We start from the raw sequence: 24,768 nt of genomic DNA, 5'->3' as shown, positions 1-24,768 counted from the left end.
CTACTCGTATGATGAGTCTGGAAAAAATAATAATTAAAACAATTTGTAATAATGATTTACCAATTGCTAACCATAGTTCTCCATTCGTTAAATAGTCATAAATACCAGACCACATATCCTCTATTATATTCAACTTTATCACCTTTTTCTAATTCTACAGATTTTTAGACTCTTATCCATTATTATAATTGCGTCCTACTATTTTTAATAGTATTGGGAACTGGAAAGCTTTAAACAAACATGGATAATGAGGAAAAAAAAGCCTCAAACATACCTTAATCCTGATCAAGGATACAAAAAGGAAGTAAAGAGGCGAAAAGTTCATTTGCGATTGATTTTAAGTCTATTCATAATCGGAAACAATAATATTGTGATAAGTAAATATAAATTAATCAAGCCATATAAAGGATATAAAATCGCAATCAAATTAGCAAATCCGAATTTTGTAAATGGTAACATAAGCAAAACTAAAAGAAAAGCCATTGCCCAATATGGCATTTTCGTTACCTCTTTAAATCGTGATGCAAGTCCAAAGATCCCTGATACTGCTGTTGTATAGATTGCCAGCCAAAGAATAATCGACATAAATAAAAAAACAATAAACGGGTAGCCTTCTAATATTGCAAATAAAGGAATTTCATAATCAGAGAGGGAATCAGAAATTTCGATTAATGTTTCATTATAGATAAAAGAAATTGAACCTAATACGATTCCACTTCCGATACTAGCCACCTTTGCCTCCTTAAGCTCCTTTATTTCCTTTCCAACAGCTGATAAAACAGCTATGAGTGGCAAAATATTTAGTGCCGTAAAGGTGAAGGCAACTGGCCAATTATGTTGTTTTGTTAAATCGAAGTCCCAAGAATGTTGATGTGAAAGTTGAAAGGATGTGAGAGCAAATAATAATCCTAAAACAAGCAGAGGAATGATAATCGTATTTAATTTAATAATTCCATTTATGCTTCCTAAAAAAAGAAGTACAACTGATATTCCAAAAAGGATAATACCGAGCCAGTAAGGAATTAAAAATGCCTCAAGAGTTGCCCCTCCCCCTGCGATCATCACAATCGTTGTACTAAACAGATATAAAACAATCAATAAATCATAAACATGGGCCAGCTTCTTTCCAACTAACCTATCCAACACAGGGAAAAAGTGATTTGTCTTCTCTTCATAGCTAATTTTCATAATGATATAAATCGAAATACTAAATATAACTGTAAAAATTAAAATAGCCAGTCCACTTTCAAAGCCAAAAAACTCCCATATTTCTCTTCCTGAAGCATATCCCGCTCCTATGGTTGTCCCTAATATAAGAAACATCCATTTTAATCCTGATTTCATTTTTATCACCTCATAAGGCTGTCCAAATTTCAAAGAGCATGTATAGAAATACCTTTTCCTCCGTATACTGTTACTACTATGATGTGGGAGTGAAATCTATGAATCTTAAATCAGGACTTTTTCAATCAGATAAAAAGGATGAGCGGGTCTTTTATGAGGATGAAAATGCATCAAAACAATTAGCAAATATGATGTTAACTTGCATGCCAAGACTTTTTATTAAACCAATTATCATTGTTTGCATTGGCACTGATCGTTCAACAGGTGATAGCTTAGGACCATTGATAGGGTTTAAGTTAAAAGAGGAATTAGAACACTTCCATATCTACGGAACGCTAGAAGAACCTGTGCATGCTGTAAACCTAGAAGAGACGTTAACTTTCATTAATGAAAAACATCATAATCCGTTTATTATTGCAATCGATGCTTGCCTAGGCAGATTAAAAAGCGTTGGGTATATCCAAGTAGCAAAGGGATCATTGAAGCCTGGTGCAGGAGTTAATAAAGAGCTGCCCGCAGTTGGTGATATGCATATTACTGGAATTGTTAATGTAAGTGGATTTATGGAGTTTTTTGTTTTGCAAAATACCCGATTGCATCTAGTTATGAGTATGGCAGACATTATATCAAAAGGGATCATTGAAGCAGAAAAGCAATATCTTAATAAAAGATTATCGATTCGGAGAGATTGGTTAGCAAATAAAAATCAAGATTCTGCAATACAGTAATTGACAATAAGGGGCCAAAATTAATGCCCCTATTTTTATTTAGCTGTTTGATAATTTGAATTAATTTCTGTTGTATGCCGTGAGTCTCCTCATCGTTTCGCTTACACCTATATGATTCTCATTTATTAATGTATTTTTTGCTAAAAACTCTCTTTGAAAAGAACCAGCATATTAAAGATTTTGCAACAGTACTATAATTGTAATGATAAGAAGGCTAGGCAGGAAGTTAGCTACTCGTATTTCCTTTATTCCTAAAATATTTAAACCAATTGCAATAATAAGAACTCCTCCAGTTGATGTCAGTTCTATTATTAGATTTTCTAATAATGCTTCTGATAAAAATTGGTGGATTATATTTGCAAATAAAGCAATTCCTCCTTGATATAGAAATACAGCAACTGCTGAAAATAACACACCAATACCTAGCGTGCTCGCTAACACTATGCTTGTAAATCCATCAATCATAGATTTTGTAAGCAATACTGAATGATCCTGTCGAAGTCCACTATCAAGTGCACCAACTATCGCCATTGCTCCAACAACGAAAATAAGTGTCGCCGAAACAAAACCATTTGCAAGATTGCCACCTTGATTTTGCCCAAATTTCTTTTCTAATATAACACCTACATGGTGTAGATGATCTTCAATTCTCATCCATTCACCTATAACCGTTCCAATTACTAGACTTACAATGACGATAAAAAAATTATCACTTTCTAACGCCATATCAATCCCTAGCACAACGACCGATAAACCAATTGCAATCATTACAGTTTGTTTCATACGATCCGGTATTTTTCTAAATAGAAGTCCAATAAGTGTTCCTACTATAATGGTTAGTGCATTTACGATGCTTCCAACTAAAATCAACTTACTATCCCCTTATGAAATAAATTCTCTTGATGCATTGTCCTTGTTAAACTTTGTTGTTGATTCCACTAATGGCATTTACTTTTAGCATGAGGTTCGGAAGCTTCCTCATATTGCGTGCCTGTGGGGTCTCCCTTCCGTACGCTTCCCTAAACAGAATCTCATGTACCAGTTCCTATTAACAAAGCGCTTATAGCTCAACAATAATCTATAACATAGCCTCATACAAAAAAGACTGACTCTTATTTTAAAAGAGCCAGCATGTACTAAAATTATAAAAATGTAATTAGCATATTCTATTAAAAAAATGTGTAATTAAGACGGTTCCTTTTGTAACAGCTCTAAAATTCGCTCTAAATCATCTTGTGAGAAAAATTCAATTTCAATTTTCCCCTTTTTCTTTTGCTTTTTAATCGTTACAGAGGTTCCAAAATACTCCCTTAAATACGTTTCTCTTTCTTTAATAAAGATATCCTTTTCTGGTTTTTTCTTAGTTTCACGTGTAACATTTTCATTTAATTGTTGAACAATTAATTCTACCTGACGTACGTTTAGCTGTTCACGGATAATTTTTTCAACTAAAGGATTAAGCTTTTCTTTATGTTTCAATCCTAAAAGAGTACGCCCATGTCCCATTGAAAGCTTACCCTCTGAAATGAGTGTTTGAATTTGTTTCGGAAGTGTTAATAATCTAACATGGTTCGCAATATGTGGTCTGCTTTTTCCAAGTCGTTTTGCCAATGCCTCTTGGGTTACATTTAATTGCTCCATTAACATTTGATAAGCTTGTGCTTCTTCGATTGGTGTTAGATCCTCACGTTGGAGATTTTCGAGCAATGCCAGCTCCATCATTTGTTTTTCCGATAGATCTCGAACAACTGCTGGTACAGAAGTTAGATTTGCCTCTTTTGCCGCTCGAAAACGTCGTTCTCCCACAACAATTTCATACCCTTTTATACTTTTCCGAACAACAATTGGTTGTAAAATACCGTGCTGTAAGATAGATTGTTTTAATTCTTCGATTGTATCCTCATCAAATGTTTTACGTGGCTGATAGGGATTTGGACGTATATCTTTTATTTTTAACTCTTCAACCTTTTCCTCTTCAGTTTCTGGAAAAAAAGCTTGTAGTCCCTTACCTACATTAAGGCCTTTTCCTAAACCTCTAGCCATTCACAACCACTTCCTTTGCCAAATCTAAATAAACCTCTGCTCCTCTAGATCTTGGATCATAAATAATGATAGGTTGTCCATGACTTGGTGCTTCACTCAAACGGATATTTCTTGGAATAATTGTCTGGTACACTTTATCCTGGAAATATTTTTTCACTTCATCAATAACTTGAATACCTAAATTCGTTCGGGCATCGAGCATTGTTAATAAAACGCCTTCTATCATTAAATCAGAATTCAAATGCTTTTGTACTAATCGAACGGTATTAAGTAATTGACTTAATCCTTCAAGTGCATAATATTCACATTGTACAGGTATCAATACAGCATCTGATGCTGTTAATGCATTAATTGTTAATAATCCTAATGACGGAGGACAATCGATAACCATATAATCATAATGATGTTTAACTGACTCAAGAGCTCTTTTCAAACGTACTTCCCTGGAAATTGTTGGAACTAATTCAATTTCAGCACCTGCTAACTGGATTGTTGCTGGAATTATATCCAAATTTTCGACTGCAGTTGATTTAATGACATCTTTTACATCTATATCATCTACTAAAATATCATAAATACAGTGTTCCACTTCAGCCTTTTCAATTCCAATACCGCTTGTTGCATTACCTTGAGGGTCAACATCGACGAGAAGCACTCGTTTACCGATGTATGCAAGACAAGCACCTAAATTCACGGATGTTGTTGTTTTCCCAACTCCACCTTTTTGATTTGCAATGGCAATGATTTTTCCCACGATGTCACCTGCTTTCATTTTTCATTAAAATTGTACTAGTTTTGGCTGTTTCTATATTAGAGGCAAAAGCTCTAGTGCCTATTAACGACATAAGAATGAGATCTATCTTACTTACCTTTTAGGTTACAAGCTATGCGGTTGCTTTTCATAAAAGGATTGATGTTTATCGCTGCTTGGCGCTGAAGCTGGATGCCGTATGTTTCTCCACTTTTCTAGTACTTTATCTTTCAGACCATAAAAAATTTATGTTTGCAGCTACTATACTTTACATTAACTGCTAAACATAAAGTGAGACTATTAAGTTATGACTAACAGAGCTTCCCATACCTATCTTTAACTTAAAGGTAAGTTCATCCTGCTAGTTTCAAGAAAAAACAAATAGATACCTAATCTAGTTATAGTCTTTTATATACTAAATAGTTAGATTATCATTTTATTATTTTATCATGAAACATGTAGGAAGGTTTGAATTTTTTCTTAATTCTTCTCCCCGGATAAGTTTAAGTTAGAGTAGTTTTTTACTCAATATATAGTATTTAGAAGGAAAAATGATGATAATCGATGAGGAGATTCTTTTATTATATATTAGAAAAAGACCTGTCATGTATCAGGCCTTTTTCTCAACTTTTATTCGTACTATTGTATATAAAATAGGAAACACATAATTTCATTAAAATCTATTTAGGAATTTTTATTGTTAATTGAATATATTCTTCAAATTCTTCTTCTTCAGTATTTAATTTTACACCACTATCCTCAACCATTGATAAGGATTGGCGGATTGTATTCATAGCAATTCTCGTATCTCTACTAAATGCTTTTCGTTTCGGTTTTGGCTTTACTTGATTTTTTTCAAGCTGCTTAACTACACGATCCTCTGTTTGCTTTACATTTAATTGTTTTTCAACAATTTCTGCTAGAAGCTTTGTTTGTAATTCAGGATCCTTTAGAGGAATTAGTGCGCGTGCATGCCGCTCGGTAATTACCTTTTGTAAAAGTGCATCCTGTACTTCTTGTGGGAGTTTTAATAGACGAAGTTTATTCGCTATCGTAGATTGCCCTTTTCCTAGTCGCTGTGCTAATGCTTCTTGTGTGAGGTTATGCAATTCTAGTAATTTAGCATAAGCAATAGCCTCTTCAATAGAAGACAGTTCTTCCCTTTGAATGTTTTCTATTAATGCAACACTTGCAGTTTCAGTATCATTGAAGTCCTTAATGATTGCCGGAATCTCTTCCCAACCTAATGTTTGAACAGCACGCCAACGTCTTTCCCCAGCAATGATTTCATATTTATCATTTATTAAACGAACTACGATCGGTTGAATGATCCCATGTGTTCGAATTGTTAACGCTAACTCATTAATTTTATCATCAGAAAAAACTGTACGTGGCTGGAATCGATTAGGGACAATATCCTTAATTGGGATATTTTTAACCTCTTCCTTTTGTTGTTCATCATCTAGTTCTTCTTTATCAACTTCACTAACAACGACTTGTTCTTCCTCTTTTTCTCCCAAACTGAAAAAACGAGAAAATGGATGCTTCATGAGCCTACACCACCTTTAAAAACTACCATTAGTAATATTCTCTATTTCTTAGACATTTCCTGCTAGACACAAAAAGTTCAAGTAAATGTTCCACATGAAACATTTACTCTATTGGAAGCTTATTTGGAGTGCCTGGCTTTCTAGGATACTTTTTAGGTGTTTCTTTTACTTTTTCAATGACGAGAATTGTTCTTTCCCCATTATCCTGTGGAAGGTCAAAAGTATATGTTTGTTGGACCTTTCCTCCTAGTACTTGAATTGCCTTTTTACCGCTATTTAGTTCTTCATGTGCAGCGGAGGCCTTCATCGCAATAAAGTTTCCTCCCTTTTTTACCAGAGGAAGACAAAGCTCACTTAAAACTGAAAGTCTGGCAACCGCTCTAGCTGTCACAACATCAAATGATTCTCGAAATTCCTTATTTTGCCCAAATGTTTCTGCACGGTCATGAAATAATTGTACATTAGGTAATTCAAGCTCATTTGTTAAATGTGATAAAAAATTGATTCTTTTTTGTAAAGAGTCTACAATCGCAATCTGAAGATGTGGAAAGCAAATATGAATTGGAATGCTAGGGAATCCTGCACCCGCTCCTACATCACAAATCGAGAGAGGTTTTGAAAAGTCAAAGTAAAATGCTGCGGAAATAGAATCAAAAAAATGTTTTACATATACTTCATTTCTTTCTGTAATAGAAGTTAAGTTCATTTTTTCATTCCATTCTACTAGCAATTTAAAGTATAAATCAAATTGGTTTATTTGCCGCTCAGAGAGGTTAATCCCCTTCTCAGCTAGACTTGATTGAAATAATCCTATATCCATATTCAAAACCTTTCTCCTTTATTGATTCGAAACTCTCGCAATTCTCCCTTGTTCAAGATAGACAAGAAGAATCGAGATATCGGCAGGATTCACACCAGAAATTCGTGAAGCTTGGGCAACAGATAAAGGACGAACTTCCTTTAATTTTTGTCTCGCTTCTGTTGCTAGACCATTTATTGCATCGTAATCAATATTTTCCGGTATTTTCTTATTTTCCATTTTCTTTAATTTTTCCACTTGTTGCAATGATTTTTCAATATATCCTTCATACTTAATTTGGATCTCAACTTGTTCCGCTACTTCCGGATCAATTTCCCCATCTGGAGGTGTAAGTTGTTTTATATGGTCATAAGACATCTCTGGACGCTTCAATAAATCCGCTGCTCTTATCCCGTCCTTCAGCTCACTTCCACCAACTGATAAAATCAAGTTTTGCGTTTCTTGATTTGGTTTAATAATAACGGACTCTAGTCTTTGTTTTTCCGCTTCAATAGCTTGTTTTTTGATTTCAAATTTTTCAAAACGCTCGTCAGAAATTAAACCGATTTTCTTACCAACCTCTGTTAAACGTAAATCAGCATTATCATGGCGTAAAAGTAGTCGATATTCTGCTCGAGATGTTAGCAATCGATAAGGCTCGTTTGTACCCTTTGTAACTAGATCATCTATTAAAACACCGATATAGGCATCTGAGCGACTTAAAATAACTTCTTCTTTTCCTAATGCTTTTTGTGCAGCGTTTATCCCAGCCATAATTCCTTGACCAGCTGCTTCCTCATAACCTGAAGTACCATTAATTTGTCCAGCTGTAAAAAGTGAACTGATTTTTTTCGTTTCAAGAGTCGGCCATAATTGAGTAGGCACAATTGCATCATACTCAATTGCATATCCGGCTCTCATCATTTGAACGTTTTCAAGACCAGGTATAGTTTTTAACATTTGCTGTTGAACATCTTCAGGTAAACTTGTTGATAATCCTTGAACATAAACCTCTTGGGTATTTCTACCTTCAGGCTCTAAAAATATTTGGTGACGAGGCTTATCATTAAACCGAACTACTTTATCCTCAATCGATGGACAATAACGTGGCCCTCTACCTTTAATCATTCCAGAATACATTGGTGAGCGGTGTAAATTGTTATCGATAATACGATGCGTTTCCTCACTTGTATACGTTAACCAGCATGGTAATTGGTCAGTAATAAATTTTGTTGTTTCATAAGAAAACGAGCGAGGTACTTCATCTCCTGGTTGAATTTCTGTTTTACTATAGTCGATTGAGTCACTATTAACACGTGGCGGAGTACCTGTTTTAAAACGTACTAAATCAAAGCCAAGCTCTTCCAAATGCTCTGAAAGCTTAATTGAAGGCTGTTGATTATTTGGCCCACTTGAATATTTAAGCTCACCTAATATAATTTCTCCTCTTAGGAAAGTTCCTGTTGTTAAAACAACTGACTTCGCAAAATACTCTGCTCCAGTTTGTGTTACGATCCCTTTACAAACTCCGTCCTCTACGATTAAATGATCGACCATTCCTTGAATTAATGTTAGGTTTTCTTGTTTTTCTAATGTTTTTTTCATTTCATGCTGATACGCAAATTTATCTGCTTGTGCACGTAAAGCACGTACTGCAGGTCCTTTTCCTGTATTCAGCATTCTCATTTGAATATGGGTTTTATCGATATTTTTACCCATTTCTCCACCTAATGCATCTATTTCACGAACAACAATCCCTTTTGCAGGTCCACCTACAGATGGATTACAAGGCATAAATGCTACCATGTCTAAATTGATTGTAATCACTAATGTTTTAGCACCAATTCTTGCAGAAGCAAGCCCTGCTTCACAGCCTGCATGTCCTGCTCCTACAACAATTACATCAAAATCACCGGCATGATATGTCATATATTACCCCTCCTTTTTTTGTTTATCTTAAAATTTTATCTATCAATGATATATTGATTCTTACTTTCCAAGGCAGAATTGAGAAAATAGTTGATCAATTAAGCTTTCATGCACAGCATCACCAATGATTTCACCTAATTGCTCCCAACAACGAGTCAAATCGATTTGAACAATATCAATTGGAACTCCCGCTTCAATACCTGTTAACGCATCATTAATCGATGTTTGTGCAGCAGTTAATAAGGCAATATGTCGAGAATTTGAAACATATGTTAAATCACTACTTTGTACATTTCCTTCGAAAAATAATGTACCAATTGCATCCTCGAGTTCGTCAATCCCTTTTTCCTCTAATAAAGATGTAGTCACAACCGGTCTACCAGCTGCAAGCTCTTTCACCTTTTCAAGATCAATTCTTCTTTCAAGGTCTGTTTTATTTATAATAATAATCGTATCCATTCCTTTGACTGCTTCAAAAAGCTGAAGATCTTCTTCAGTTAGTTCCTCATGATAATTTAATACATGTAAGATAAGGTCTGCTTCCTTTAGCACCTTTCTAGATCTTTCAACACCTATCCGTTCTACTATATCTTCAGTTTCACGGATACCCGCGGTATCAACTAATCGAAGTGGAACTCCACGAACATTTACGTATTCTTCAATTACATCCCTAGTCGTCCCTGGTATATCTGTTACGATCGCTTTATTTTCATGAACTAAACTATTAAGTAACGAGGATTTACCTACATTAGGTCTTCCAATAATTACAGTTGATAAGCCTTCTCGTAATATTTTGCCCTGTTGGGATGTTTGTAATAATTTATTTATTTCATTTTTAACGAAGGTAGCTTTTTCAATTAGCATGTGATGTGTCATTTCTTCAACATCATCATATTCAGGATAATCAATATTCACTTCAACATGTGCTAACGTTTCTAAAATTTCCTGTCTCAATTTTTGAATTAATTTTGATAATCTACCTTCCATTTGTCCCAACGCTACATTCATTGCCCGGTCAGTTTTTGCTCGAATTAAGTCCATAACAGCTTCGGCCTGAGATAAATCGATACGTCCATTTAAAAAAGCCCGTTTTGTAAATTCACCGGGTTCCGCCAATCGAGCACCGTTTTTTACGACTAGCTGCAATACACGATTTACAGTCACTAGTCCTCCATGACAATTAATTTCTACAACATTTTCTCTCGTAAATGTCTTTGGCCCTCTCATTAAAGAAACCATTACTTCCTCAACAATCTCTCCAGTATCCGGATCGATTATGTGACCGTAATGAATGGTATGGGAGTCAACTTCAATAAGCCGCTTGCTTTTCGGCGACTTAAATATTTTATCTGCAATTTTGATTGCTTCCTCACCACTCAATCTAACAATTGCAATTGCTCCCTCTCCCATGGGAGTTGAGATTGCTGCTATTGTATCTAATTCCATTGCTACGATCACCTCTCTATTACCTATTACTTATATACAAACTGATTCATTCTGTTTAGCCAAAAATTTAAGATAGCATAATTTCTCTTTATTTAAAAGAAAAATGATCATCAGTTATCCACAACCAAGTTCCCGTTTCAATATTCCTTTTTCTATTTTAACTTATCCACATGTTAATAACAATATTTGCTCACTAGTAAATAACGATGCAATTTTTTCAAACGGATAAAGACATATGTTCAATATATTTATCTTTGTAATTTGGAGACAAAAAAAAACCAACCCGTTAAATCGAGTCGGTTTTTTTTGTCGGTTTAATGACTAAGTAACGATTAGGCTCTTCACCAACTGAAGCTGTTTTTACTTCTTTCATATCAGATAGTGCAGCATGAATAATTTTCCGCTCATAAGACGGCATGGGTTCCAAGGAAACTTCCTTCGATGTTTTAATAACTTGTTTTGCAATACGTATCGCTAGCTGTATCAGTGTTGCTTTTCTTTTTTCTCGGTAATTTTCAGCATCAACAGTAATATGAAGATGTTGTTTCGTATATCGATTAGCAACAAGCTGTGCCAAATATTGTAAAGAATTCAGCGTTTGTCCTCTTTTTCCAATTAAGACAGCCATTTTTTCCCCTGATAGATGGAAGGTAATATTTTTACCAGACTGTTGTTTGGAGATTTTCGCGTCAATCCCCATTTTTCGAATAACATTCGTAAGGAAATTTTCTGCTTCTTTTACTGGATCTTTGTTTAGCTTTACGAATACCTCTGCCTGTTTTTTACCAAAAACACCTAAAAATCCCTTTTTCCCCTCTTCAATAACATCAATCGTTACTTCTTCTTTCGTTGCCTTTAACTCTCTCAATGCCTTCTCTACTGCTTCATTGACGGTCAGTCCGGTAGCAGTTACCTCTCTCACTTCTTGCGACCCCCGTCTTTTGACTCTTTCAAATCTGGTCCTTTAATAAAATATGTCTGAACGATCATAAACAAGTTACCTACAACCCAGTAAAGTGAAAGTGCAGCTGGGAAGCTAATAGCAAACACAATAATCATAATTGGCATAATCCAAAGCATCATCGCCATTTGTGGATTTTGATTTGCTTGTCCTGCCATCATCATCTTTTGTTGAATAAATGTTGTCAAGCCTGCAATAAGTGGAAGAATAAAGTATGGATCTTTTTCCCCTAAATCGAACCAAAGGAAATTATGCTCAGCAATTTCTCTCGTCCGCATAATTGCATGATAAAAACCAATTAAGATTGGCATTTGGATAATTAACGGGAAACATCCAGCTAATGGGTTCACTCCATGCTTTTGGAATAAAGCCATTGTTTCCTGCTGTAATTTCTGTTGGGTCTGTTGATCTTTTGAACTATATTTTTCTCGTAACTTTTGCATTTCTGGCTGAATTGCTTGCATTGCTTTAGAGCTTCTCATTTGTTTAATCATTAAAGGTAAAATCGCTAAACGAATAATAATTGTTACTAAAACAATTGCAATCCCATAATTGTTACCGGTTATTTCTGCAAAGTATGTAATGACTTGTGATAAAGGATATACGATATACGAATTCCAGAACCCTTCACTTTCAGAAGTTATCGGTTCATTTACCTCAGTACAGCCTGATAATAGGGTTAAAACACCTACTAACCCCAAGATTAAAAGTAAGCGCCTCTTCAAACCTTTTTTCCTCCTAACCAATTAATAGATACAAGTACGTAAAAAGAAAGAAAAAGTTTCACATATTTTATATATTATCACTTTTTTACTCTCTATCTATATTTTCAACTAGTTTTTTTATTCATTAACTTTCGACCGATACATTTTGCCTTTTCGAAATAAGTGATGTAAGCTGCTTTTCACCTCATGGTATCCCATATCAGCGACTGGTTTCCTTGCAATAATAATATATTCTCTACCACCAGCAATTCTATCTTTATCTTCTAAAAAAACTTGGCGTATCAATCGTTTTATTCGATTTCTCGTTACAGCGTTACCAATTTTTTTACTTACAGAAAGCCCAATTCGAAATTCTTTTTGTTCAGGCTTCTGTAACATATATATAACAAATTGCCTATTTGCTATAGATTTCCCTCTTTTAAATACTGTTTGAAAATCTTCATTTTTTTTAATACGGTACTTCTTTCTCATTTGGTTCACTCCGGTATGTTCCGCTTTCTAAATTTAAGGCAGAATTCTCACCATCATTATTTCTGAATGTACGTCGATTTAAACAACTCTTCTTATATATCAATTAATTACTTATTGGAAATTTAATAATTGATATTTCGCTTTCCAGTAAAAACTCTACTTTTTCTTATCCGTTAAACTTTGTTGTTGATTTCCACTGCATCCATTCGCTTTCTGCGGGCAGTCCGGGATCCTCCTCGACGCAAGCGCCTGTGGAATCTCCATTTGACAGGATTTTTCAGAAGGATCCTCATGCCCTCCGCTCCAATCAACAAAGTGCTTATAAATCAACAATTATCTTTAACATAGCTATTGAAAAAAAAGACCACTGATTTTTCAGTGGCCTATGCTGATAATACTTTTCTTCCTCTGCGACGACGGCGAGCAAGAACTTTACGTCCATTAGCTGTGCTCATACGGCTACGGAAACCATGAACTTTACTACGTTTACGTTTATTTGGTTGATAAGTACGTTTCATATATGACACCTCCCTGAGGAATAACAATTAAAGACAGTCTTATTAATTATAGTGATCAACTAGTGAAATTGTCAACCTTTGTTATTAGGAGTGTACAAAATACAAGCAACCCTCTTATCATTTGACACTGTGGATAATATTTCGACACATTTCTTTTCTATCCACATTACTTATCGACAAGTTTTTCACAACTTTATTAATTGTGGACAAATTATTTTAACAATAGATTAGTTATGTGGATAAGTTTTCGAAAATCGTTGCATCTCTAAATTTATTTTGATATTATATTTGTGTTTTCACTCTTAATATCTTATGTGGATATTTCCCTTATCCACAATTTGTGGATAACATGTGGAAAAGTTATAAACACCTTGTGTAAGCAGTTGTCCACAAAACTATATTTTTGTCGAAAAGACGCTTTTCTACTATATTATATGTTTGTACACATTTTTCGCAATTGTATGTTTATACATTTATATACTAACCTTGTACAAATGTTATACAAAACAAGCAGGGCACTTGGGTAAAGGAGGGACAAGACACTAAATGGAGAATATTTCCGAACTTTGGAGTAAGGCTCTTGATGAGATTGAAAAGAAAATAAGTAAGCCGAGCTTTGAAACGTGGTTAAAATCTACTACCGCACATAGCATTAAAGGCGATACTCTCACAATTACAGCCCCTAATGAGTTTGCTCGTGACTGGTTAGAATCAAGATACTTACACTTAATCGTTGATACCATTTATCAATTAACAGGAGAGGAATTTTCAGTAAAGGTTATTATTCCCCAAAATCAAAAGGATAATGACTTTGTTCCTAATTCTCCTATAAAACAAATCAATTCTCACGACGATGAACAAATTGAATTGCCTCAAAGTATGCTTAATCCAAAATATACTTTTGATACATTCGTTATCGGTTCCGGTAATAGATTTGCACATGCAGCATCGTTAGCAGTAGCGGAAGCACCAGCTAAAGCCTATAATCCATTGTTTATTTATGGGGGAGTTGGACTAGGCAAAACCCACTTAATGCATGCAATTGGACATTATGTCATTAATCATAATCCTTCTGCAAAAGTTGTTTATTTATCCTCCGAAAAGTTCACGAATGAATTCATTAATTCAATTCGTGATAATAAAGCCGTAGACTTTAGAAATAAATATCGTAGTGTTGACGTTCTCCTTATTGATGATATTCAGTTTCTTGCTGGAAAAGAATCAACGCAAGAGGAATTTTTCCATACGTTTAATACGTTGCATGAAGAGAGCAAGCAAATTGTCATTTCCAGTGACCGCCCTCCTAAAGAAATTCCAACGTTAGAGGATCGGCTTCGCTCACGGTTCGAATGGGGATTAATTACAGATATTACTCCACCAGATTTAGAAACAAGAATTGCAATTCTACGAAAAAAGGCTAAAGCTGAAGGCCTAGATATACCAAATGAAGTCATGCTTTATATTGCCAATCAAATAGATTCGAATATTAGGGAACTAGAAGGAGCATTAATAAGAGTAGTCGCCTATTCTTCATTAATAAATAAAGATATTAATGCTGATTTAGCTGCAGAAGCTTTAAAAGATATTATTCCGAATGCTAAGCCTAAAATTATTTCAATAAGCGATATCCAACGCATTGTTGGACAGGAGTTTCAAGTTAAATTAGAGGATTTTAAGGCTAAAAAGCGAACAAAATCTGTTGCATTTCCTAGACAAATTGCTATGTATTTATCTAGGGAATTAACAGATTCATCTCTTCCTAAAATTGGGGAGGAGTTCGGTGGTCGTGATCATACGACAGTTATCCATGCCCATGAAAAAATTTCAAAAATGCTTCAAACTGACGAACAATTACAAAGGCAACTTAAAGAGATTACAAGCCTATTAAAGGGAAACTAGTCTATCTTTAGCTTGAAGAGTTCGAAATCTTTTATGTTAAACTTAGAATAATGTGAATAACAAAGAGAGATATATACACAGTCTGTCCACATGTGGATAGACTGTGTTTCCGTTCGTTCGCTTAGTTATCCACATGTTAACAGTCCCTACTAGTACTTCTATTATATTTTTAAATAAAATAAATATACCAATTAAATCTCAAAAAGTAGGAGGATGTATGATGAAATTCGTGATACACAGAGATAAATTAGTTCAAAGTGTACAGGATGTTATGAAAGCTGTATCTTCAAGAACTACTATTCCAATTTTGACTGGGATTAAAATCGTTGCACATTCTGAAGGAGTTACCTTAACAGGAAGTGATTCAGATGTTTCGATTGAATCATTTATTCCTACTGAGGAAGATGGAAATGAAATAGTAGAAATCATTCAAACAGGAAGTATAGTATTACAAGCTAGATTTTTCAGTGAAATTGTAAAGAAACTCCCTATGGATCTTGTAGAAATTGAAGTTGGAAACCATCATTCAACAATTATTCGTTCTGGAAAAGCAGAATTTAGCTTAATAGGTTTAGATGCTGAAGAGTATCCACTTTTACCACAAATTGAAGAGGAGAATCTTTTCAAAATTCCTACAGACTTATTAAAAACAATGATTCGTCAAACAGTTTTTGCTGTTTCAACATCAGAAACTAGACCGATTTTAACCGGTGTAAATTGGAAGTTGGAAAATAATGAGCTAATCTGTATCGCAACTGATAGCCATAGATTAGCTTTGAGAAAAGCTCCAATTACTGCCGAAAATCAAAGCTCCTATAATGTCGTAATACCAGGAAAAAGCCTTAATGAATTAAGCAAAATTCTTGATGATACGAATGAATTAATTGAGATTGTTATTACAGAAAACCAAGTATTATTTAAAGCGAAAAATTTACTTTTCTTCTCAAGATTATTGGACGGAAATTATCCTGATACATCTCGATTAATCCCAAATGAAAGTAAAACAAATATGACAATTAATTCAAAAGATTTTTTACAAGCGATTGATCGTGCATCATTATTAGCTAAAGAAGCTCGTAACAATGTTGTTAAACTTTCAACATTATCTGGCGGAACTGTAGAAATATCATCAAATTCACCAGAAATTGGTAAAGTAAGCGAGGAAATTCAAACAGCAGATATTACTGGAGAAGAATTAAAAATCTCCTTTAGTGCAAAATATGTGATGGATGCATTAAAAGCATTAGAAGGAACTGAAATAAATGTTAACTTTACAGGAGCAATGAGACCATTTGTTATCCGCGCAACAAATGATGATTCAATTTTACAACTTATTTTACCTGTAAGAACATATTAGGAACGATTAGAAAAGTGACTGATTCATTTCAGTCCTTTTTCTTTATTGCGAACATTAAAATAAGCAAAAAGTCCTAACTTACACACTAGTGTCGTTTAGATTGTCTGTCTCGAATGGACAGTATCGAGCAAAAATAGGTGGATTGTACATTTGTGCAGTTTTTTAGTATTATTAATAGTTAGTGACTTCTAACGAAGGGTGGTTACCATGGCGAAACCAGTTAAAATTGATGATGAATATATAACATTAGGGCAATTTTTAAAACTAGCAGATGTCATACAATCAGGTGGAATGGCTAAATGGTTTTTAGGTGAATATGAAATTTTTGTAAATAATGAGCCTGAGAATCGTCGTGGTAAAAAATTAAGAGATGGAGACATCATTTACATTCCAGATTTTGGCACATATATTGTGAAAAATTAAAGTTGGTGCACAAAAATTGTTTATAAAAGAATTAACACTAAAAAATTATCGGAATTATGATGATTTATCGATAGAGTTTGAAAATAAAGTAAATGTTATCCTTGGTGAAAATGCTCAAGGAAAAACAAATGTTATGGAATCAATTTTTGTACTTGCTATGGCGAAGTCACATCGTACATCAAATGACAAAGAATTAATTCGTTGGGACAAAGAATATGCTAAAATAGAAGGTAGTGTGGAGAAATACAATCATTCAACTGACCTTCAATTAGTCATTGCCAAAAAGGGCAAAAAGGCAAAATTGAACTTTATTGAACAAGAGCGGTTAAGCCAGTATGTAGGGGCAATGAATGTGATTATGTTTGCACCAGAGGACTTAAACTTGGTCAAGGGTAGTCCGCAAGTAAGAAGAAGATTTATTGATATGGAAATCGGGCAAGTATCGTCGATATATCTTCATGATTTGAGTCGTTACCAAAAAATTATGCAGCAAAGAAACAATTATCTGAAAATGCTGCAAATGAAAAAGCAAACTGATCAAACGATGCTTGAAGTGCTAACTGCTCAACTTAGTGAAGCTGCTGCGAAGATCATTAACAGAAGATTAAAGTTTATTCATGAATTACAAAAGTGGGCTCAGCCAATTCATTCAGGAATTAGCAGAGGCTTAGAATCATTAACAATTAAATATAAAGCTTCTGTTGATGTATCAGAAGATCATGATTTGACAAAAATGATAAAAGTATTTGAGGAGAAATTTTCCAAAATAAAAGAGAAAGAAATTGAACGAGGAGCAACACTTGCTGGGCCACATAGAGATGACCTGCTTTTTTATGTTAATGACCATGATGTGCAAACATATGGATCGCAAGGACAGCAAAGGACAACTGCATTATCATTGAAATTAGCTGAAATTGATTTAATTCATCAAGAGATTGGAGAATACCCGATTCTTCTACTCGATGATGTATTATCAGAACTTGATGACTTCAGACAATCTCACTTGCTAAATACTATTCAAGGCAAAGTCCAAACCTTTGTAACGACGACAAGCGTCGAAGGCATTGACCATCAAACATTAAAAGAAGCTGCGACGTTCCACGTTGAGGCTGGAAAACTTTCAGTCGAAAAAAGAGGTGATTAACTTGTATATTCATCTTGGTGACAACTATGTTGTCCCATCTAAGGAAGTAGTCATGATATTGGATCGTCAATCCTCTCAAGCTTCAACTATTGTTACAGAGTTCTACGAGAAACAGAAAGCAAAAATTGTAAAGCTTACGAACGGAAAAGCGAAATCAATTATTGTAACAATAGATAAAATTTATTTTTCCCCATTGTCATCAAGTACATTAAAAAAACGAGCACAACATGCTTTTGATATAAATTAATTATGTGAAGAGTTAGCTAAATGCTAAGCTTTAGGAAAAGTGTAGGTGAATGAATATGGCGATTGAAGAAAATCAGGCCCAACAAGCCTATGATGAAAGTCAGATTCAAGTACTAGAAGGTTTAGAAGCAGTACGGAAACGTCCTGGTATGTATATTGGTTCTACTAGTGGAAAAGGGCTTCATCACCTTGTATGGGAAATTGTCGATAACAGTATTGATGAAGCGTTAGCGGGATTTTGTGATGAAATCAATGTAGTAATAGAAGAAGATAACAGCATTACAGTAAAGGATAACGGCCGAGGAATCCCAGTAGGAATTCATGAAAAAATGGGTCGTCCAGCGGTTGAAGTTATAATGACCGTACTGCATGCTGGAGGGAAATTCGGTGGTGGAGGTTACAAGGTTTCTGGTGGTTTGCATGGTGTTGGTGCATCTGTCGTAAATGCTCTATCAACAGAATTAACTGTTACAGTTCACCGTGAAGGGAAAATCCATTTTCAAAAGTTTGAAAGAGGTGTCCCTGCTGCTGATTTAGAAGTAATTGGAGAAACGGATATTACAGGAACAATTACACACTTTAAGCCAGATCCCGAAATTTTTACTGAAACAACTACCTATGATTATGAAACTCTTGCGACACGAATTAGAGAACTAGCTTTCTTAAACCGTGGTTTAAAAATAACGATTGAAGATAAGCGGGAACCTAAACGTCGCGATGAATTCCATTATGAAGGTGGAATTAAATCATATGTAGAACATTTGAATCGAACTCGTGAAGTGATTCATGATGAGCCTGTTTATATTGAGGGAGAAAAGGATGGAATTACGGCTGAAGTAGCGATTCAGTATAATGATAGCTACACAAGTAATATATATTCTTTCGCTAACAATATTCATACGTATGAAGGTGGGACTCACGAATCAGGTTTTAAAACAGCTTTGACCCGTGTTATTAATGATTATGCAAGAAAAAATAAAATCTTCAAAGAAAGTGATGATAATCTTTCCGGTGAGGATGTACGTGAAGGGATTACCGCAATTATTTCCGTTAAGCATCCTGATCCGCAATTTGAAGGGCAAACAAAGACGAAGTTAGGGAACTCAGAGGTTCGTGCTGTAACAGACTCAATCTTTTCAGAAGCGTTTGATAAATTTTTATTAGAGAATCCTTCGACTGCAAAGAAAATTGTCGAAAAGGGACTCATGGCAGCTAGAGCACGATTAGCAGCTAAAAAGGCCCGTGAATTAACGAGAAGGAAGAGTGCATTAGAAATCTCTAATTTACCTGGTAAACTTGCAGATTGCTCTTCAAGAGACCCAAAAATAAGTGAGCTGTATATCGTTGAGGGTGATTCTGCGGGTGGTTCTGCAAAGCAAGGAAGAGATAGACATTTCCAAGCGATATTACCTTTAAGAGGTAAAATTTTAAACGTTGAAAAGGCAAGACTTGATCGAATTCTTTCTAACAATGAAATAAGATCGATTATCACTGCGTTAGGAACAGGGATTGGTGAAGATTTTGATCTTTCAAAAGCTCGTTATCACAAAATTGTGATCATGACCGATGCTGACGTCGATGGTGCACATATTCGGACATTGCTATTGACTTTCTTTTACAGATATATGCGTAAAATTGTTGAATCAGGTTATATCTATATTGCACAGCCGCCACTATATAAAATTCAGCAAGGTAAACGTATTGAATATGCGTATAATGATAAGCAATTGGAAACTTACTTAGCTGAGATGCCTGAGCAGCCTAAACCTGGTATTCAACGTTATAAAGGTTTAGGAGAAATGAACCCAGGACAGCTTTGGGAAACGACGATGGCACCAGAGACAAGAACATTGCTTCAAGTTACGTTAGAAGATGCAATTGATGCAGATGAAATATTTGATACATTAATGGGTGATAAAGTAGAGCCGCGTCGAAACTTTATTGAAGAAAATGCACAATATGTTAAAAATTTAGATATTTAAGGAATGCACCTCATTTTACGGTGAGGTGTTTTCTTATAGTAGGCTGTTTAGTGTGACATAATGTTAGACTAGCCTGGCTTACAGTGAAATATACAAGGAAATTAATGTGTAATCTTGATCTGTTATTGATATAATGAAGGGTAGACTGTTATTTTGAAAAATTGTACGGCTACCTCTTATATTAATTTAAGTATATGACAAAGATGGATTAAACACTCGTGCATTTCAATTTAATTGGGTATGTAGAATCTATTTAGAATGAAAATAAATCACTCCCAATTTAAATGTGAATGACTAAGGGAGGTTATCTTAGTATGTCGGAAAATGAAAAGTCACATGTAATTGAAAGAAATATTAGTAGTGAAATGCGTGAATCATTTTTAGGGTATGCAATGAGTGTTATTGTATCTCGTGCATTACCTGATGTTCGTGATGGTTTAAAGCCAGTTCATCGCCGTATTCTTTATGCGATGAATGATTTAGGTATGACCTCTGATAAACCATTTAAAAAATCCGCGCGTATTGTTGGAGAAGTAATCGGTAAGTATCACCCACACGGTGATTCTGCTGTTTATGAAACAATGGTTCGGATGGCTCAAGACTTTAACTTTCGTTATATGCTAGTGGATGGTCACGGGAATTTTGGGTCTGTTGATGGAGATTCTGCAGCTGCAATGCGTTATACAGAGGCAAGAATGTCGAAAATTTCAATGGAATTAGTCCGTGACATTAATAAGGATACAATCGACTATCAAGATAACTATGATGGATCAGAAAGAGAGCCAGCTGTTCTACCAGCGAGATTCCCTAATTTACTTGTTAATGGAGCGACTGGTATCGCTGTTGGTATGGCGACGAATATCCCACCACATCAGCTTGGTGAGGTTATTGATGCCGTTCTAGCGATTAGTAAAGAGCCTGATATGACTATACCAGAATTAATGGAAATCATCCCTGGACCAGATTTTCCTACTGCAGGTCAAATTATTGGAAGAAGTGGCATTCGCAAGGCATATGAAACGGGTCGTGGCTCAATCACTCTTCGTGCTAAGGTAGAAATTGAAGAGAAAGCATCTGGCAAGCAGGTTATTATAGTTAAAGAAATTCCTTATCAAGTAAATAAAGCAAAACTAGTTGAAAAAATTGCTGAGCTTGTACGTGATAAAAAAATCGACGGAATAACAGATTTACGAGATGAATCAGACCGTGACGGTATGCGTATTGTAATTGAAGTGAGAAAAGATGCAAACGCGAATGTTTTATTAAATAATTTATATAAACAAACAGCATTACAAACTAGCTTTGGTATTAATATGCTAGCGTTAGTGGATGGTCATCCGAAAGTTTTAAATATAAAACAAATGCTATCCCATTATCTAGATCACCAAAAGGTTGTTATTAAGCGAAGAACAGCATTTGAATTAAGAAAAGCAGAAGCACGCGCACATATTTTAGAAGGGTTAAGAATAGCTCTCGACCATTTAGATGCAGTTATCTCGCTTATTCGTAATTCACAAACAACTGAAATTGCTAAAAATGGATTAATGGAACAATTCTCTCTAAGCGAAAAACAAGCGCAAGCAATTTTAGATATGCGTTTACAAAGACTAACAGGTTTAGAACGTGAAAAGATTGAAGAAGAGTACCAATCACTTGTTAAGTTAATTGCTGAATTAAAGGCAATTTTAGCTGATGAAGAGAAAGTTTTAGAAATCATCCGTGAAGAACTTACTGAAGTAAAAGAACGTTTTAATGATAAACGACGTACTGAAATTGTAGCTGGCGGACTTGAGAATATAGAAGATGAGGATTTAATCCCTGTAGAAAATGTTGTTATTACATTAACACATAATGGCTATATTAAACGTCTTCCAGTTTCAACTTATCGTAGTCAGAAACGTGGAGGTAGAGGGGTTCAAGGAATGGGAACAAATGAAGATGATTTTGTTGAACATTTACTTACAACCTCTACACATGATACGCTGCTATTCTTTACGAATAAAGGGAAGGTGTATCGGGCAAAGGGATATGAAATTCCTGAATTTAGTAGAACTGCAAAAGGACTACCGATTATTAATCTTCTAAGTGTTGATAAAGGTGAATGGGTAAATGCGATAATTCCAGTGTCTGAGTTTGTTGATGATTGGTTCTTATTCTTTACAACAAAAGAAGGAATTTCTAAACGCTCTCCTTTATCTCAATTTGCACATATTCGAAATAATGGGTTAATAGCTGTAAATCTACGTGAAGAAGATGAGCTTATCTCTGTTAAGCTAACTGATGGTACAAAAGATATTATTATCGGTACTAAAAACGGTATGCTTATCCGTTTCCCTGAAACTGATGTCCGTTCAATGGGACGTACTGCTACAGGTGTAAAAGGTATCTCTCTTGATGAAGAAGATGAGGTTGTGGGAATGGAAATACTTGAAGATGGTGTAGATGTCCTCATTGTTACAAGCAATGGATACGGTAAAAGAACGCCTTCTCAAGAGTATAGAGTTCAAAGTCGTGGCGGAAAAGGCTTAAAAACATGTAATATTACAGATAAAAACGGCCATGTTGTTTCTGTTAAAGCAGCAACCGGTGAAGAAGATTTAATGCTGATTACAGCAAGTGGTATAATCATTCGTATGGATGTTGATTCAATTTCAACTATGGGGCGAAACACACAAGGTGTTAAACTTATTCGCTTAGATGATAATGTCTCTGTTTCAACAGTAGCATTGGTAGAAAAAGAAGAAGAAGAAACTGAAACAGAAGACACAAATGAAAATACAACTGAAGGTACAACAGAAAATACAGAAGAGTAAATAAAATCGTTATTTCCTTTTGTTAAGCTGGTGGGAGCATAAACCCACCAGCTTTTTTTATGTAAGGTGATACCATACAACGTATGACATAAGAACTAAAAAAACTTTCGAATAGCAAAAGAAATGAAAGAAACCACTTTAAAAAATAGACACATTTTCCTAGTGAATCTATAATGTAAGTAGGAGGTGGAGAATTTGAAAATTCGCGTAAACCAATTAATTGAAGGAAGTATTTTAGCTGATGATGTTCTTTCGGCAACTAATAAGACTTTAATCCTAAAAAATACAGTTGTTACAAATCATATTATTGACGTTTTAAATGCATTTTTAATAAATGAAGTCGAAATTCAAGATGAACAAGTAAATGGTCAAGAAGTGAAGGCTGAAGGAGAAGCAAAAATACATATTGATAGAAAAGAGATGGGTGTAAAAATAGAGCAGTCCTTTTATAAACAGTATATAAGTGCTGTAAACTCATATAAGCAACTATATATAGGATGGCAGTCAGGTAGTCAAATGGATATTTCAAAGGTGAGGCACATCATTTTACCTTTAATAGAGGAATTATTAACTAATAATTTGGAGGAAACTTTTAAGCTCTATCATTATTGTAATAAAGAGGATTATCTTTTTCATCACTCTGTATCTGTTGCTTTACTAAGTGCATTCCTTGCAAAAAAATTAGGATATAAGCAAGGGGATATCAACCAAATATCGATAACTGGGTTACTTTGTGATAGTGGCATGGCTAAGGTAGATGTAAGCATAACTGCAAAAAATATTACACTGACGGAAAAAGAATATCGAGGAATTAAACAACATCCAATTTATAGTTATCAGTTATTAAAAAATGTAATGTCAATAAAAGAAGGTGTCAAAATAGGCGTTTTACAGCATCATGAAAGAATAGATGGTAGTGGTTATCCATTAGGGGTAAAAGGCGCTCAATTACATCCATATAGCAAAATTGTCGCATTGGCTGATACATATCAAGCGATGGTGTCTGTTCGACCTTATCGGAGTAAGCAATCCCCTTTTAAGGTTTTAGAGCAAATAATTCAGGATGATTTTGGACGATTTGATTTAAGTATTGTTACTGAATTAAAAAAAGGACTTCTTAAGTTTTCATCTGGAACAAAAGTGAGATTATCAAATGGACTATCAGCTGAAATTGTTTTTATTGATGAGCAGTATCCTACGAGACCGATGATTAAGATATTAGGCAAGGATGAAATAATTTCACTGAAGAATAGAACGGAACTATTTATTGAAGAAATTATTTAAAAAATTGCTCTATCTGTGTTGACTTAGAATGATAAAGTTGGTATACTTCTAAAAGTCAGCTAATCGGAGCTGATTTATAACTCTTATAAATATAAAAAAGTTATTGACAAAATTCGATAATATATGATATATTTAAGAGGTCGCTTTTGGACGACAAAAGTTCTTTGAAAACTAAACAAAACCAAGCGTGCCAACGTTAATTTCGATTAACAACAAAACGTACTATTAAGTACACAATGAGCAAGTCAAACACTTTATTGGAGAGTTTGATCCTGGCTCAGGACGAACGCTGGCGGCGTGCCTAATACATGCAAGTCGAGCGAATCTGAGGGAGCTTGCTCCCAAAGATTAGCGG

21 protein-coding genes and 1 rRNA gene are annotated in these 24,768 nt (G+C 34.7%); 10 read left to right on the top strand and 12 right to left on the bottom strand.

From position 1 onward, the window contains the following. Positions 1 to 321: 321 nt before the first annotated feature. Positions 322 to 1,344 carry a YkvI family membrane protein gene (locus HU235_RS01255; protein WP_174879149.1) on the bottom strand — a complete coding sequence of 341 codons (1,023 nt, stop codon included), beginning with the start codon at positions 1,342 to 1,344 and terminating at the stop codon, positions 322 to 324. A gap of 98 nt (positions 1,345 to 1,442) precedes the next feature. Between HU235_RS01255 and yyaC the strand changes: the two genes are divergently transcribed. Beyond that, positions 1,443 to 2,072 carry a spore protease YyaC gene (gene yyaC / locus HU235_RS01250; protein WP_145583905.1) on the top strand — a complete coding sequence of 210 codons (630 nt, stop codon included), beginning with the start codon at positions 1,443 to 1,445 and terminating at the stop codon, positions 2,070 to 2,072. A gap of 171 nt (positions 2,073 to 2,243) precedes the next feature. On the opposite strand, the gene HU235_RS01245 is transcribed toward yyaC, so the two are convergent. The 11 genes from HU235_RS01245 to rpmH all read right to left on the bottom strand — a co-directional run bounded on the left by HU235_RS01245 (position 2,244) and on the right by rpmH (position 13,265). Continuing rightward, positions 2,244 to 2,942 carry a DUF554 domain-containing protein gene (locus tag HU235_RS01245; RefSeq protein WP_145583903.1) on the bottom strand — a complete coding sequence of 233 codons (699 nt, stop codon included), beginning with the start codon at positions 2,940 to 2,942 and terminating at the stop codon, positions 2,244 to 2,246. A gap of 315 nt (positions 2,943 to 3,257) precedes the next feature. Continuing rightward, a complete protein-coding gene (locus HU235_RS01240) occupies positions 3,258 to 4,115 on the bottom strand; it encodes a ParB/RepB/Spo0J family partition protein (RefSeq protein ID WP_174879147.1) in 858 nt (285 codons plus the stop codon). After that, complete coding sequence (locus tag HU235_RS01235) at positions 4,108 to 4,869, bottom strand: ParA family protein (protein WP_095302042.1); 762 nt, start codon at positions 4,867 to 4,869, stop codon at positions 4,108 to 4,110. The genes HU235_RS01240 and HU235_RS01235 overlap by 8 nt, the downstream gene beginning before the upstream one ends. 677 nt (positions 4,870 to 5,546) lie before the next feature. Then, positions 5,547 to 6,416 (bottom strand): nucleoid occlusion protein, encoded by an 870-nt coding sequence (gene noc, locus HU235_RS01230; protein ID WP_095302041.1) that lies wholly within the window; start codon positions 6,414 to 6,416, stop codon positions 5,547 to 5,549. A 103-nt stretch (positions 6,417 to 6,519) separates the two neighbouring features. Further along, positions 6,520 to 7,236 carry a 16S rRNA (guanine(527)-N(7))-methyltransferase RsmG gene (gene rsmG, locus HU235_RS01225; RefSeq protein ID WP_174879150.1) on the bottom strand — a complete coding sequence of 239 codons (717 nt, stop codon included), beginning with the start codon at positions 7,234 to 7,236 and terminating at the stop codon, positions 6,520 to 6,522. 18 nt (positions 7,237 to 7,254) lie between these two features. Then, positions 7,255 to 9,144 (bottom strand): tRNA uridine-5-carboxymethylaminomethyl(34) synthesis enzyme MnmG, encoded by a 1,890-nt coding sequence (gene mnmG / locus HU235_RS01220; RefSeq protein ID WP_095302039.1) that lies wholly within the window; start codon positions 9,142 to 9,144, stop codon positions 7,255 to 7,257. Positions 9,145 to 9,204: 60 nt separating this feature from the next. Next, positions 9,205 to 10,590, bottom strand: a complete 1,386-nt coding sequence (gene mnmE, locus HU235_RS01215; RefSeq protein WP_095302038.1) for a tRNA uridine-5-carboxymethylaminomethyl(34) synthesis GTPase MnmE — start codon at positions 10,588 to 10,590, stop codon at positions 9,205 to 9,207. Positions 10,591 to 10,876: 286 nt separating this feature from the next. Beyond that, complete coding sequence (jag, locus tag HU235_RS01210; RefSeq protein WP_095302037.1) at positions 10,877 to 11,512, bottom strand: RNA-binding cell elongation regulator Jag/EloR; 636 nt, start codon at positions 11,510 to 11,512, stop codon at positions 10,877 to 10,879. Then, positions 11,509 to 12,276, bottom strand: a complete 768-nt coding sequence (gene spoIIIJ / locus HU235_RS01205; protein WP_095302036.1) for a YidC family membrane integrase SpoIIIJ — start codon at positions 12,274 to 12,276, stop codon at positions 11,509 to 11,511. The genes jag and spoIIIJ overlap by 4 nt, the downstream gene beginning before the upstream one ends. A gap of 117 nt (positions 12,277 to 12,393) precedes the next feature. Next, positions 12,394 to 12,747 (bottom strand): ribonuclease P protein component, encoded by a 354-nt coding sequence (rnpA, locus tag HU235_RS01200; RefSeq protein WP_095302035.1) that lies wholly within the window; start codon positions 12,745 to 12,747, stop codon positions 12,394 to 12,396. A gap of 383 nt (positions 12,748 to 13,130) precedes the next feature. Continuing rightward, positions 13,131 to 13,265: a 50S ribosomal protein L34 gene (gene rpmH / locus HU235_RS01195; protein WP_026561635.1), complete on the bottom strand. Its 135-nt coding sequence runs from the start codon at positions 13,263 to 13,265 to the stop codon at positions 13,131 to 13,133. 546 nt (positions 13,266 to 13,811) lie between these two features. Here rpmH and dnaA point away from each other — a divergent pair. The 9 genes from dnaA to HU235_RS01150 all read left to right on the top strand — a co-directional run. Next, entirely contained in the window at positions 13,812 to 15,164 is a 1,353-nt protein-coding gene (gene dnaA, locus HU235_RS01190; protein ID WP_095302034.1) for a chromosomal replication initiator protein DnaA, read from the top strand. A 220-nt stretch (positions 15,165 to 15,384) separates the two neighbouring features. Then, positions 15,385 to 16,521, top strand: coding sequence for a DNA polymerase III subunit beta (dnaN, locus tag HU235_RS01185; protein WP_095302033.1), 1,137 nt, complete (start codon positions 15,385 to 15,387; stop codon positions 16,519 to 16,521). 207 nt (positions 16,522 to 16,728) lie between these two features. Then, complete coding sequence (yaaA, locus tag HU235_RS01180; RefSeq protein WP_095302032.1) at positions 16,729 to 16,944, top strand: S4 domain-containing protein YaaA; 216 nt, start codon at positions 16,729 to 16,731, stop codon at positions 16,942 to 16,944. A 16-nt stretch (positions 16,945 to 16,960) separates the two neighbouring features. After that, a complete protein-coding gene (gene recF / locus HU235_RS01175; protein ID WP_095302031.1) occupies positions 16,961 to 18,088 on the top strand; it encodes a DNA replication/repair protein RecF in 1,128 nt (375 codons plus the stop codon). 1 nt (position 18,089) lies between these two features. Next, complete coding sequence (gene remB, locus HU235_RS01170; protein ID WP_095302030.1) at positions 18,090 to 18,335, top strand: extracellular matrix regulator RemB; 246 nt, start codon at positions 18,090 to 18,092, stop codon at positions 18,333 to 18,335. Positions 18,336 to 18,390: 55 nt separating this feature from the next. Further along, positions 18,391 to 20,316, top strand: a complete 1,926-nt coding sequence (gene gyrB, locus HU235_RS01165) for a DNA topoisomerase (ATP-hydrolyzing) subunit B (RefSeq protein ID WP_174879145.1) — start codon at positions 18,391 to 18,393, stop codon at positions 20,314 to 20,316. Between the two features lie 314 nt (positions 20,317 to 20,630). Continuing rightward, entirely contained in the window at positions 20,631 to 23,129 is a 2,499-nt protein-coding gene (gene gyrA / locus HU235_RS01160; RefSeq protein ID WP_145583899.1) for a DNA gyrase subunit A, read from the top strand. Between the two features lie 195 nt (positions 23,130 to 23,324). After that, the gene (locus tag HU235_RS01155) at positions 23,325 to 24,413 is read left to right on the top strand and encodes an HD-GYP domain-containing protein (RefSeq protein ID WP_174879143.1); all 1,089 of its coding nucleotides are present in this window, start codon (positions 23,325 to 23,327) and stop codon (positions 24,411 to 24,413) included. 254 nt (positions 24,414 to 24,667) lie between these two features. Further along, positions 24,668 to 24,768, top strand: a 16S ribosomal RNA gene (locus HU235_RS01150); the annotation flags it as partial.

This window comes from Metabacillus niabensis (assembly GCF_902829255.1).
Taxonomy (GTDB): Bacteria; Bacillota; Bacilli; order Bacillales; family Bacillaceae; genus Metabacillus; species Metabacillus niabensis.
The sequence above is the reverse complement of the archived record's forward strand: the minus strand, read 5'-3'. Positions and strand labels throughout refer to the sequence as shown.

Coding starts and splice junctions, on each gene's coding strand:
- HU235_RS01255 (WP_174879149.1), bottom strand. CDS start 1,344: ATGAAATCAGGATTAAAATGGATGTTTCTTATATTAGGGACAACCATA.
- yyaC (WP_145583905.1), top strand. CDS start 1,443: ATGAATCTTAAATCAGGACTTTTTCAATCAGATAAAAAGGATGAGCGG.
- HU235_RS01240 (WP_174879147.1), bottom strand. CDS start 4,115: ATGGCTAGAGGTTTAGGAAAAGGCCTTAATGTAGGTAAGGGACTACAA.
- noc (WP_095302041.1), bottom strand. CDS start 6,416: ATGAAGCATCCATTTTCTCGTTTTTTCAGTTTGGGAGAAAAAGAGGAA.
- rsmG (WP_174879150.1), bottom strand. CDS start 7,236: ATGGATATAGGATTATTTCAATCAAGTCTAGCTGAGAAGGGGATTAAC.
- mnmG (WP_095302039.1), bottom strand. CDS start 9,144: ATGACATATCATGCCGGTGATTTTGATGTAATTGTTGTAGGAGCAGGA.
- mnmE (WP_095302038.1), bottom strand. CDS start 10,590: ATGGAATTAGATACAATAGCAGCAATCTCAACTCCCATGGGAGAGGGA.
- rnpA (WP_095302035.1), bottom strand. CDS start 12,747: ATGAGAAAGAAGTACCGTATTAAAAAAAATGAAGATTTTCAAACAGTA.
- rpmH (WP_026561635.1), bottom strand. CDS start 13,265: ATGAAACGTACTTATCAACCAAATAAACGTAAACGTAGTAAAGTTCAT.
- dnaA (WP_095302034.1), top strand. CDS start 13,812: ATGGAGAATATTTCCGAACTTTGGAGTAAGGCTCTTGATGAGATTGAA.
- dnaN (WP_095302033.1), top strand. CDS start 15,385: ATGAAATTCGTGATACACAGAGATAAATTAGTTCAAAGTGTACAGGAT.
- yaaA (WP_095302032.1), top strand. CDS start 16,729: ATGGCGAAACCAGTTAAAATTGATGATGAATATATAACATTAGGGCAA.
- gyrB (WP_174879145.1), top strand. CDS start 18,391: ATGGCGATTGAAGAAAATCAGGCCCAACAAGCCTATGATGAAAGTCAG.
- gyrA (WP_145583899.1), top strand. CDS start 20,631: ATGTCGGAAAATGAAAAGTCACATGTAATTGAAAGAAATATTAGTAGT.